Source organism: Mesorhizobium sp. P171375, assembly GCF_057786075.1.
The window spans coordinates 2,457,773-2,470,151 of the sequence record NZ_JBYNWF010000001.1; the positions used below are offsets into that span (position 1 = coordinate 2,457,773).

7 protein-coding genes are annotated in these 12,379 nt (G+C 63.1%); 5 read left to right on the plus strand and 2 right to left on the minus strand.

Annotation, left to right across the window (positions count from 1 at the left end; all coding sequences use genetic code 11):
• Positions 1-120: 120 nt before the first annotated feature.
• Positions 121-402, minus strand: a complete 282-nt coding sequence (locus ACYHH6_RS11640) for a helix-turn-helix transcriptional regulator (protein WP_192250478.1) — start codon at positions 400-402, stop codon at positions 121-123.
• 489 nt (positions 403-891) lie between these two features.
• On the opposite strand from ACYHH6_RS11640, the gene ACYHH6_RS11645 reads away from it, so the two are divergent.
• The 5 genes from ACYHH6_RS11645 (at position 892) to ACYHH6_RS11665 (ending at position 11,132) form a co-directional block, all read left to right on the plus strand.
• Positions 892-1,854: an ArdC family protein gene (locus ACYHH6_RS11645; protein ID WP_352590884.1), complete on the plus strand. Its 963-nt coding sequence runs from the start codon at positions 892-894 to the stop codon at positions 1,852-1,854.
• Positions 1,855-2,192: 338 nt separating this feature from the next.
• A complete protein-coding gene (locus tag ACYHH6_RS11650; protein ID WP_352590881.1) occupies positions 2,193-4,316 on the plus strand; it encodes a ParB/RepB/Spo0J family partition protein in 2,124 nt (707 codons plus the stop codon).
• Between the two features lie 160 nt (positions 4,317-4,476).
• Complete coding sequence (locus tag ACYHH6_RS11655) at positions 4,477-8,790, plus strand: strawberry notch-like NTP hydrolase domain-containing protein (RefSeq protein WP_352590878.1); 4,314 nt, start codon at positions 4,477-4,479, stop codon at positions 8,788-8,790.
• Complete coding sequence (locus ACYHH6_RS11660) at positions 8,790-9,848, plus strand: DUF7146 domain-containing protein (protein ID WP_352590876.1); 1,059 nt, start codon at positions 8,790-8,792, stop codon at positions 9,846-9,848. The genes ACYHH6_RS11655 and ACYHH6_RS11660 overlap by 1 nt, the downstream gene beginning before the upstream one ends.
• A 354-nt stretch (positions 9,849-10,202) precedes the next feature.
• Positions 10,203-11,132, plus strand: a complete 930-nt coding sequence (locus ACYHH6_RS11665; RefSeq protein ID WP_352590873.1) for a DUF2493 domain-containing protein — start codon at positions 10,203-10,205, stop codon at positions 11,130-11,132.
• 783 nt (positions 11,133-11,915) lie between these two features.
• Here the strand turns inward: ACYHH6_RS11665 and ACYHH6_RS11670 are convergent.
• Positions 11,916-12,356: a hypothetical protein gene (locus ACYHH6_RS11670; RefSeq protein ID WP_488500429.1), complete on the minus strand. Its 441-nt coding sequence runs from the start codon at positions 12,354-12,356 to the stop codon at positions 11,916-11,918.
• Positions 12,357-12,379 lie beyond the last annotated feature (23 nt).

Consider the following 12,379-nt stretch of genomic DNA (forward strand, 5'->3'; position numbering starts at 1 on the left):
AACCGGGTGCTGGAGCGACTTGCTCAGTGGGCTTTGAGGCGCCATGCGTCCGCCGCAGCGGCAAATGTGCCCGAACAGATTGATCATCGACACCGCACCGTGACGATCGGTCCTAGATGCTTACGGTATTTGTGCCCGATCCCGCGCTCTGACCGGAGAGGTTTTCCGTAAACGCACATCAGGAGGACTCGCTCGGGGGATCGGAACTGCCCTGCGAGCCTGTAGCCAGGCTTCTACTTCGGCCAGATCCCAAACCACGCACCGAGGGGTGAGAGCGAAGCGTCGAGGAAATTGCCCGCGTTGTTCCATTTCATAGATTGTGGTGTCGGCCAGAGGTACGATTTCGCGCAGCTCCTTGCGGCGGATCGTCCGCTTTGTTGCACTTTTCCCGGGACCAGTCATGGCGCCATTCCTCCATCGCTAGGCAGACAATTGAAGGTGATGGTCTTCAGGGATGGAAATGGGGAAAGCCGGCAAGCGTATGCAGGGCGGTCATTTCGTACATATCGGCCGGTGAGGGTTAGCTGTGGCCCGGATCGAACGTCATGCGCGGCGGATCGCTTCCTGTTTTGCGGTCAGGTTAGCGAGCAAAGTTTCATATGGCGCCCTTCGCCGGGGGCGGTCGGTCCCGCATCCCGCCTCACGGCGGCGCTATGCTGATGCTCCTTCGGCCGCCCTGTTGAACCGGTCTCAGGGCCACGAACCTGCTCCAGCACCGAACTGACTTATTCCCGCTGACGGACATTTCGGTGCTTCCGCCTTGTACGCCCTTTTTTACGTTGGTCGGGAGAGCAGGGGCTCTCCCGGCGGAGAGTCAGAGGAGGGGCGGGTTTTCGCGACGGGGTTGAAAGCGGAAGGAGAGGCCTTCGGCGCCCGTGGCGGAGAACCGCAATGTCTGTCCGGACCAATCGAACGCATGCCGTCGCCGACCGGCCGAACCTCTACGACGAGATCACTGGCAAGATAATTGCCGAGCTGGAAGCGGGTCGTTTTCCTTGGGTTCAGCCATGGGGGACGTCTGCGATAAAAGCGTCGCTTTCCCTGCCGCGGAATGCCAGCACGCATCGCACGTACAGCGGGATCAACGTACTTATCCTCTGGGGTGCTGTCGTCGAACACGGGTTCCCAACACAGAATTGGATAACCTATCGACAGGCGTTCGCGCTCCGCGGGAACGTCCGCAGAGGAGAGCACGGGATAACGGTCGTCTATGCCGATCGTTTTGTCCCGGATCACGAGAAGAAGCGCGCTCGCGAGACGGGCGAGGATGCTCAAGCCATACCGTTCCTCAAGCGCTTCACCCTTTTCAACGTCGAGCAATGTGAAGGACTACCTGACGAAGTCGCAGCTTCGGCCCCGCTGTCGGTGGCAAGCCCGATCGAACCGCGGGTCGAGGCGCTGATCAAGGCCACCGGTATCGACTTCCGTATTGGCGGCGACAGGGCGTTCCATGTGCCTGCCCACGATTATATCCAGGTGCCTCCGCCCCAAGCTTTCTTCGAGCCGATCAATTGGCATCGGACAGCCTTGCATGAGCTTGGACATGCCACTGGTCACAGTTCACGCCTGGATCGCAAATTCTCCGGCTCTACCGCCTCCAGAAAATATGCGTTCGAAGAACTCGTGGCAGAGATCAACGCGGCCTTCTGCTGCGCGGCCTTGGGCATCGTACCCACGGTTCGGCATTCGGATTATATCGGCTCATGGCTGGAGGTTCTGCGCGAGGACAGTCGCGCCATCGTTCGTGCCGCCAGCCAGGCCAGCAAGGCGGCGGAGTGGCTTCTTGGCCATCTGCCGGAAGAGGTCGGAGCATCCATCGAGGCGGACGCGGCCAACGATAGATGGGCAGCATAACCTTCGTTGACGCGACCAGAGCAAGCGCGGTCCCGTCGATCACGGACCGGCTGCCTTGAATTCACAGGGTTCCGCCTCCGGATTGCACGCGGCCTCCCTGCCGATCGGCATAGGTATCAAGTGCTAGCCGCGTTTCATCGATCCCCTCTCGTTATCGGCCATGCGGAAACCGCGTTGACGGCCACAAGCCTTTCCAAGCGTGCGCGCGGTGCCGGCTCGGTTGTCGAACAACGGCGTGCCGGCTCGTGCTGGTAGGAGAGGGAGAGGGTTGAAGGGATTTCGTGACGGGTTCAAGGCCGAGAGAGAGGCTCTCGGCGGCCCGTCGTGGAGAAACCTTGATGGCTAACGCTGCTCAGAAGATCACCCTGTCGCCTTCGCGCGATATTCCTTTCAACAAGCTGGTGCTCGCCCAGACCAATGTCAGACATATCAAGGCCGGCGTCTCAATAGAGGAACTCGCGGCCTCGATCGCCCGCCGCGGTCTCATCCAGAGCATTCATGTTCGTCCCGTGCTCGATGCCGGCGGCGAGGAGACCGGAATGTTCGAGGTCCCCGCCGGTGGGCGCCGCTATCGCGCGCTCGAGATGCTTGTGAACCAGAAACGTCTCGCGAAGACCGCGTCCGTTCCCTGTGTCGTGGGAAATTCGTCCGGTCCGATAGCCGCCGCGGAGATCTCTCTTGCCGAGAACATTGAACACGCTCCGCTTCATCCTCTCGACCAATATCGCGCGTTCAAGGATATGCGCGACAAGGGCATGTCGGAGGAGGAGATCGCAGTCGCCTTCTTCATCTCGGTCAACATCGTCAAGCAACGTCTCAAGCTCACAACCGTGTCGCCGGCGCTTCTCGACGTTTACGCCGATGACGGCATGACGATCGCTCAGCTCGAGGCATTCTCCGTTAGCAGCGACCACACCCGACAGGAGCAGGTCTGGGACGCGATCAAGAACAACTGGTCGATGGAACCCTACCGGATCCGCCGCATGCTGACGGAAGGGACGGTTCGTGCATCCGATAAGCGGGCCGTGTTCGTCGGCCTCGAAAGCTATGAGGCGGCAGGCGGCGAAGTGCTGCGCGATCTGTTCCAGTCTGATGATGGCGGGTGGCTGCAAGACGTACCGCTGCTTGAACGGCTGGTCAGTGGCAAGCTAAAGGCGATGGCCGGCGAGATCGCCAATGAGGGCTGGAAGTGGATCGAAGTCGCGGTGAGCTTCCCCTATGGCGCTACAAGCGGTTTGCGCGAGCTTGAGGGCACGCCGATCGAACTCACAGATGACGAACAGGCAACGCTCGATGCGCTGCGTGAAGAGTTCGACAAGCTTCAGGCGCAGTACGAGGAGGCCGACGAGTTGCCGGATGACGTCGACCAGCGGTTTGGCGAGATCGAAAAGGCGATCAAGTCGATCGAGGCGCGTCCCGTTCGCTTCGATCTTGCGGAAATCGCGCGTGCGGGTGTCTTCGTCAGCATCGATACCGACGGAGCGCTTCTCGTGGAGCGCGGTTACGTAAAGCCCGAAGATGAGGCGCCGGTTACGCCCGAGGGTGGCAACCATCCCGACGTCGACGGGTCCGACGTCGAGGCGACGGGTTCGGTTCGGCGGGCCATCATCACCATCTGTGGCCAGCCGGTCGACCCGGACGATGATGAGGAGGATGGCAACAAGCCATTGCCGGATCGGCTCATCATGGAACTGACCGCGGATCGCACGCTGGCTCTGCGCGACAAGTTCGCAAACGATCCCGCAACCGCTTTTCTGGCCGTGCTTCACAAATTCGTCCGTGACGCTTTCTCTCGCTTCAGCGCGCAAGGCGTGGCGATGGAAGTCTTTGTCCGTGGCACCGTCTTTCCGGTCCAGTCCGAAAGGCTTCGGGATACGACGTATGCGCGCTCGATCCAGGCCCGCCACGAGGCTTGGGAAAAGCGTCTCCCAACGGACGTCGCCGACCTGTGGGACGCGCTCTCTGCACTGACGGGTACCGAGCAAACTGAGTTGTTCGCTCATTGCGCATCCTTCGGCGTCAACGCCCTATACGAAAGGGCTGATCGCTACGGCAACGGCGCCATCTCGGCGCACGGCGTCCAGCAGCGCCTTGCGGATGCCGATCACCTTGCTCGGGCAGTTGGGCTCGACATGATCGCCGCGGGATGGCGCCCCACTGTCGGCAACTATCTCGGCCGCGTCACCAAGGCGCGTATCCTCGAAGCCGTTCGCGAGGGTGCCGGCGAGCGCGCCTCCCAGCTCATCGATCACCTCAAGAAGGGCGACATGGCCAAGGAAGCCGAACGCCTGCTCGCCGATAGTGGCTGGCTGCCCGAGCCTCTGCGGCTTGTCGACCTCGATGCCGAAGCAGTCGACACCAACGCTAGCGACGAAGATCAAGCTCTGCCTGAATTCCTGGCAAGTGACAACGATGTCGCTTTGGTCGACCAGGAAGAAAAACAGCTAGACGCCGCCGAATAGGCCGTTTTCCTTCCGCGCCCATCGCCCGGCTCTCGCAAGAGTGCCGGGCGTTTTCTGCGTACGGTGGTGAGAGTGAGTGTCCGGCCGGAACGGGTTGAGCCCGTCCGGTCAGAGAGAGCGCCGATGGGTTTTCCCGGTCTCGCTCTCCAGAGGAACTCCGATGAATTTCTTGTCTCCGACATTAACCGGCAACCCGGTCTCTTCCGCCGCTGCGCCTGTCGATCCAGCCGCACCAGTCTACGCGGCAGCCCTGCGTCTTTTCCCCCACCTAGAATCCGGCCGGCGCGTCGATGCCGTCGTCCTGCGAGTCGCGATGGAAGCCTCATTCGGAGCATCCGACACAAGCGGCGCCTGGGACTGGAAGACGGCCTATGACGCCTGCGAGGCCGCCACCGTCCTGTTCCTTCGCAAATACGGCAGGTCGCTTCTGCGCAAGGCCGGCTCCGTGACTTCCGCCTTGCCGCGTTTCAGCCGGATTGCGGACCTTCTGCCCACGCATACCCGCCGCTCCGAGGAAACTCAGGCGCTGCAGCAATTCTCGACACCTATCCCGCTGGGCCTCGCAGCCGTCTCCGCGGCCGCCATAACGGCGTCCGACCGGGTCCTTGAACCTTCCGCCGGTACCGGGCTGCTTGCCATCCTCGCCGAGATCGCGGGCGGCTCGCTTGTCCTGAACGAGCTTGCAGAGACTCGTGCGGGCCTTCTGTCCAATCTTTTCCCGGCCCTTACGGTCACGCGGTTCGACGCGGCCCAGATCGATGATCATCTCGATCCCGTCAGCTTGCCCACCGTCGTGCTGATGAATCCGCCATTCTCAGTCCTCGCCAATGTGCGTGGTCGCGTCCCAGATGCGGCTTATCGCCATGTCGCCTCAGCCCTCGCCCGACTTGCTGACGGGGGCCGGCTGGTCTCCATCACCGGTGCGAGTTTCGGGCCGGAGATGCCGGCGTGGCGCGATGCATTCGTGCGCCTCCAGGAGCATGGTCGTGTCGTTTTCACCGCCACGATCAGCGGCGCCGTCTATGCCAAGCATGGCACGACGATCGAGACCCGACTGACGGTCATCGACAAGACGCCTGCTGGTGATACGTCCCTCATCCCAAATGCACTCGGCGTTGCGCCGGATGTCGCCACCTTGCTCAGCTGGATCGAGGAACACGTTCCGGCCCGGCTGCCGGTCGCCGAAGCGGCCAAGGTCGTTCCCGCCACTCCACCGACCGTCCGCGGCTATCTCGCCCGCACTGTCACAGGCCCAGTTCACCGGCAGCTGTCCGAGCCCGTCGGCGTTGAACTGTCGTACGAGACGGTCGATTGGACGCCCGACGAGGGAGCACGGCTGACCGACGCGATCTACGAGGACTATGGATTGCAGACGATCCGTATTCCCGGCTCACAGGCTCACCCGACCAGGCTGGTTCAGTCCGCAGCGATGGCGTCGGTCGCGCCGCCAAAGCCCACTTATCGCCCGACCCTGCCCGACGATATCCTGAGGTCGCTCTCCGACGCCCAGCTCGAAACGGTGATCCTTGCCGGCGAGGCCCATTGCGGGTTTCTCGCCGGTTCGTGGTCAGTCGACCACACGCTCGATGTTGTCAAAGCAGCACCCGATGACGCGCAGGCAGCCGTGCGCTTCCGGCGCGGCTTCTTCATCGGCGACGGAACCGGCGTCGGCAAGGGCCGGCAGTCGGCGAGCATCGTGCTTGACAACTGGCTGCAAGGCCGGCGCAAGGCTGTATGGATCTCGAAATCAGACAAGCTGCTCGAGGACGCGCAGCGCGACTGGGCCGCGCTCGGCATGGAGCGTCTGCTGGTCACGCCGCTGTCGCGCTTCCCGCAAGGGCGGCCCGTCACGTTGCCGGAAGGCATCCTGTTTACAACCTATGCCACGCTACGCTCCGACGACCGCGGCGAAAAGGTTTCGCGCGTCAGGCAGATCGTCGAATGGTTGGGCTCGGATTTCGACGGAGTGCTCATATTCGACGAGGCGCACGCCATGCAGAATGCCGGCGGCGGCAAGGGAGAGCGTGGCGATGTCGCGCCCTCACAGCAAGGTCGCGCCGGCTTGCGCCTGCAGCATGCTTTGCCCGGCGCCCGTGTAGTCTATGTCTCCGCCACTGGCGCGACCACCGTCGCCAATCTGGCCTACGCCCAGAGGCTTGGCCTCTGGGGCGGCGAGGACTTCCCGTTCTCGACCCGCGCGGAGTTCGTCGAGGCGATCGAGGCGGGTGGCGTGGCGGCAATGGAGGTGCTCGCCCGGGACCTTCGTGCGCTTGGCCTTTATACGGCGCGCTCGCTCTCCTTCGACGGCGTCGAATATGAACTGGTCGAGCACCAACTGACGCTTGAGCAACGGCAGATCTACGATGCCTATGCCGGCGCTTTTGCGGTCATTCACAACCATCTCGACGCGGCCATGCAGGCCGCCAACATCACCGGCGACAGCGGCACGTTGAACCGCCAGGCCAAGTCCGCCGCGCGCTCGGCTTTCGAAAGCGCCAAGCAGCGCTTCTTCGGTCACCTGCTGACGTCGATGAAGACGCCGACACTGATCCGCTCGATCGAGCAGGATGTCCAGTCCGGGCATTCGACCGTGGTTCAGATCGTCTCCACCGGCGAGGCGCTGATGGAACGCAGGCTGGCGGAGGTGCCGACGCAGGAATGGAACGATGTCCGCGTCGACATTACGCCGCGCGAATATGTGCTCGATTACCTCCAGCATTCCTTTCCAGCTCAACTCTACGAACCCTTCACGGATTCGGAAGGGAACCTGTCGTCGCGGCCGGTGTTTCGCGACGGCCAACCCGTTGAAAGCCGCGAGGCGGTCGCGCGCCGTACGGCCCTGATCGAGAAGCTGGCGAGCTTACCACCGGTTCCTGGCGCGCTCGACCAGATCGTCCAGCGCTTCGGTACCGGCATGGTCGCGGAGGTGACGGGCCGGTCGCGACGCATCGTCAGGAAGGGCGAACGCTTGATGGTCGAGGTCCGCGCGGCCTCGGCCAATCTCGCCGAGACGCAGGCCTTCATGGATGACATCAAGCGCATTCTGGTATTCAGCGATGCCGGCGGGACGGGCCGAAGCTACCATGCGGAGCTTTCGGCGCGGAACACGCGCCTGCGCATCCACTATCTTCTGGAGCCTGGCTGGAAAGCCGATACCGCCATCCAGGGCCTTGGCCGAACGCATCGGACCAACCAGGCGCAGCCGCCGCTCTTTCGACCGATCGCCACCAACGTGAAGGCCGAGAAACGCTTCCTCTCCACGATTGCCCGGCGTCTCGATACGCTTGGCGCAATCACGCGGGGTCAGCGCCAGACCGGCGGGCAAGGCCTGTTCCGGCCAGAGGACAATCTGGAATCGCACTATGCGCGCGATGCGCTGCGCCAGCTCTACCTGCTGATCGTCCGCGGCAAGGTCGAGGGCTGCTCACTCACGCTGTTCGAGCAGACCACGGGGCTGACGCTGACGGACGAGAACGGCATCAAGGACGAGTTGCCGCCGATCACCACTTTCCTCAATAGACTGCTGGCGCTCACCATCGAACTGCAGGACATCCTGTTCGCGGCTTTCGAGCAGTTGCTTACCGCGAAGGTGGAAGGCGCCATCGCCGCTGGGATTTATGATCTTGGGCTCGAAACGCTGCGAGCAGAGAGCTTCGTCGTCACCGACCGGCGGGCGATCTACACCCATCCGGGCACCGGCGCCGAAACGCAGCTCCTCACCATCGATCAGCGCCAGCGCAATCGACCCGTGCCCGTCGAGGAAGCTGTCGCCCAGCTCGACGACCAGCGCGCTGTCCTGCTGGTCAACGAACGCTCAGGGCGTGCTGCCCTGCAGGTCCCCGCGCCATCGTTCATGCTCGATGATGGCGAAATCGAACGGCGTGTCAGGCTGATCCGGCCGATGGAACAACACCATGCCTCCCTGCGTATGATGGAGGACAGTCATTGGCAGCAAGCTGATCGCGAGACCTTCACCGCCGCCTGGAGTGCCGAGGTCGCGAGCGTCCCGGCTTTCTCGGACTCGACCATCCACATCGTCGCGGGGCTGCTGCTGCCGATCTGGAAGCGACTTCCAAACGAATCGAGCCGGGTCTATCGGCTCCAGACCGACTGGGGGGAGCGCATCATCGGACGCAGGGTTTCGGCCGCATGGGCCGCCGGCGCGCTCGCAACCGGTGTCAGCGCGATCACAGCATCAGATGCCTTCAACGCCGTTGCGGATGGGCGCACGATGCTCGACCTTGCCGAGGGACTTCATCTGCGCCGCGTCCGCGTCATGGGCGCCTATCGCATCGAGCTGTCCGGCTTTACCGATACCATGCGCGAGCGGCTCGCGGCCTACGGACTTTTCCATGAGATCATATCCTGGAAGCTGCGCATGTTCGTGCCCGCGGACGCAAGCGGGCCCACGGTGCTCGCCAAGGTCATCGAGCGTCATCCGATACAGCGTATCAGCGAGAGGGAGGCCGGCTGATGCCGCCTCGCGATGCATCCGAACTGGCAAGCCGTCTCGCTCAGCGGGCGGAGGTGGTTTGCCGCCACTACCTCTTCAATGGTCGCCGCGAAGGCCGCTACTGGCTGGTTGGCGACGCCCGCAATGCGCCGGGGCGCTCGATGTTTGTCCGTCTCACGGGAACGGTTTCCGGCAAGGGCGCCGCAGGCAAATGGACCGACGCAGCCACCGGCGAGCACGGCGACCTTCTGGACGTCATTCGGGAATCGCTTGGCCTTGTCGATTTCAAGGACGTCTGCGACGAGGCGCGCAGCTTTCTGTCGATGCCCCTGACGACGAGCGGACCAAAGGACCGGCGGGAGCAAGCCGTTCCTGCTGCTGGCGGCTCTCCCGAAGCGGCGCGGCGACTGGTCTCCATGTCGCAGCCGATACCAGGAACACTTGTGGAGACGTATCTGCGTGGACGCGCGATTACAGCCTTGCATGAAACCGGGAGCCTTCGGTTTCATCCGCGCTGCTATTATCGTCCGGAGCGCGGCCTGACCGAAACCTGGCCGGCGATGATTGCGGCGGTCACCGACCTCAGAGGCAAGCTCACCGGCGCCCACCGCACCTGGCTTGATCCGGGCGGATTCAGCGCGGCCAATCTTGGCCGCGCTCCGATCGACACGCCGAGGCGGGCCATGGGCGAACTGCTCGGACACGCCGTCCGCTTCGGCTGCTGCCACGACGTCATGGCCGCCGGCGAAGGCATCGAGACCATGCTGTCGCAACGCTCTCTCCTGCCCACCATGCCAGCGATCGCGGCGCTGTCGGCGGCACATCTGTCCGCAATCCTATTCCCTGACATATTGCGGCGGCTCTACATCGCCCGCGACAATGATCCGGCAGGCGACGCAGCGGTGGCAACCCTCATTGAACGCACCGGCGCGGCCGGTATCGAGGCGATGGTGCTCACACCGCGGCTCGGTGACTTCAACGAAGATCTGCGTCTGCTCGGTACTGATGCATTGAGGGCGATCCTGCGTGTCCAGATCGCGCCGCAGGATGTCGAACGCTTCATGAAGCTGGCGGCCTGACCGGAAAGGGGAAGAGGGGGGCGCCAGCGATGCGTGGCTCGGGTCGCAGGGGGACCTTCGCTAGGGCGAGGGCCCGCCCACGGCCTTCCAGAGGGCGATCGGGCGCCCGCCGGTCCGGACAGGCAATGGCCGTGCTCGGCTATTTTCCGGCGGCCCTTGCCACCCGACGCGTCGGATCGCGCGGGGCCCCGTCTTCGGGCCTTTCCATCGCGAGGCAAAATAGCCGGGCTTTGCCATCCTTCACTTCCGTTCCGGCCCTGCGCTGGCGCTTCGGGTGCAAGTCCGGACCGTCCATCGCCTTCGTCGCCATGAAGGCCGCGATGGGCGCGGCCGATCCCCCGAAGGCAAGCCGCCATGAGCACCGAGCACAATACCGACTTCGAGCCGCAACCCGCATCATCACCGATCGACCACGTGCTGCAGGAGCTTCAGCTCTACGGCTACCGTCCCTTCGACGATGAACCCGATCCGCGCCCGCTTCCCGAAGGCCGGGTCGTGGCAGCCAGCATCGCCGACATCTTCGACGCTCTCCTGGTGGCGATGGCCGACACACGCCTTGAGCCCGATCTCGAAGAGCTGCTGTGGGGCACGGTCAATCTGTTCCATCGCGCCACCAAGCGGATCGAACGCGAGCTCGATGAAAACGAGCTTTGCCAGCAACGGCTGCAGCGCGAACAAGACGGATCCGAGGTCAAGTCGGTCGAGCTCGAGCGCCTCATCGCCCAAGGTCAGACACTGCTCGAACGCCGCAGCGCCTTCGAATTGATGCGCGACCAGGCCGCCGAGCATTACGAGCGTCACACCCACTCGATCTGGCGCCCGCGTTCGGGCTCTGTCGTCAACCATCGCAACCTGACCGCGGCAATGATCGACAGCCGGGACTTCGTTGCCGCGAGGAAGCATGCAGACAGCCAGGTGCTGTTGCCACCCGGACCGAAAGTCGCCTTCACCGGTGGGCTCGATTTCAACGATCATCTGCTGATCTGGGCCAAGCTAGACCAAGTCCATGGCAAACATCCTGAAATGGTCCTGCTGCACGGCGGATCACCAAAAGGTGCCGAGTTGATCGCGGCCAAATGGGCTCACAGTCGCAAGGTGCCGCAGATTGCCTTCAGGCCGGACTGGATCAGACATGCCAAGGCCGCGCCCTTCAAGCGCAATGACGCCATGCTCGACACCTTGCCGATCGGCGTCATTCATTTCCCCGGCTCTGGCATCCAGGACAATCTCGCCGACAAGGCCCGCAGGCTGGGCATTCCGGTGATGAAGTTCGGCGCCGCGTGACGGGCCACCAGTTCCACTCGCCTCAAGTCATTCGCTCTGATTTCCGTCCCTCTCGGCGCGTTGATCGAACGACCGCTTCGCCGATGTGGCGTCGATGAGGGCAAGGCGGCGAACCACGAGATTCACATCCCATCCCGTCCTGGAATGGAGAACAGGGAACCAATCGCCGCGTTTGTCGGCGCAATTCCTTGGTCCGGTCCGAGGGCCTGATGCCATCAACCCATAAAGGGTCGGACTACGCAAAGCGTGCCGCCGGTTCGGCCTTGCCTTCACGGTGATTGCGGCCCTCGGCCGGACACATCGGGCGCCTGTCACGCGGGGATCGCTTCCCGCTTCCAGAACAGGAGCCGGAAAAATGTCCCTCGTAGAAGCCAACGCCTTCGCCCTCAGCCTCGCCACCAGCCATGGTCAGCATCGTTATCTTCCGCGCCGGCGTCGGAACACTCACGGTGGTGCGGGCCGACGAATATGAAGGAGAGGTTTCCCAGATCGTCCGCGAGATCGATCCACATGAGCGATGATCCGGACAAGTTGCGGCCGGTGGTCCTTTGAACCCGGCCCGAGGCAGCGCTACAGCTCGAACCGCACGTCTGCTATTTGCTCACTATGGCTTTAACAGCGGTACTGGGATAGGGGCGCGCGCCTTTACGAGAAGGCAGGGCTTTGCCGTTCGCATTCCGCAGGTGGGCTGGCTCAGACACGCAGCGCCGTCATTTCGCGAAGGTCAGCAATGGATGCCAGTGTGCGCTTGGACCAAGTGTCAAAGGCCGCCCGATCACGCGCTCAATGCTCGAAGCTCCGATTGTCCTCGGCCAATCTTGTCAGTCCCCGTACGAGCCCACTTAGCTTAGCGTCGCCTTCGATATTGATCTGCACGTAGGATGCCAGTACTTCCAGACCTTCAACGGCGACCGGCACGCCATCTGGATTGTAGTTTTTGGCCACATCTTCAAGCTCAATTAGGCAGCGGCCCCAACCCCCAAGCGCGACGCGCTCCTTCTCGTTTCGCGCGCCCTTCTGAACGAGCACATTCGCCAGGGCATGCAACCGCTCAGGTGCCTGGTCGAGCCAGCGATCGACAATTGGCATGGCAACCTGCGTAGGCTGCGGGAATGCGTTCGGGCGTCGGCAGCAATAGTTGTGATCCGCCCAGGAGCGAAATCCAGATGGCGACACACCTCCAACTGCAGCGATCGCAGCTCGGCGACGTTGATCGGCCACCATCGCGCGAACTCCTGGGCTCGATA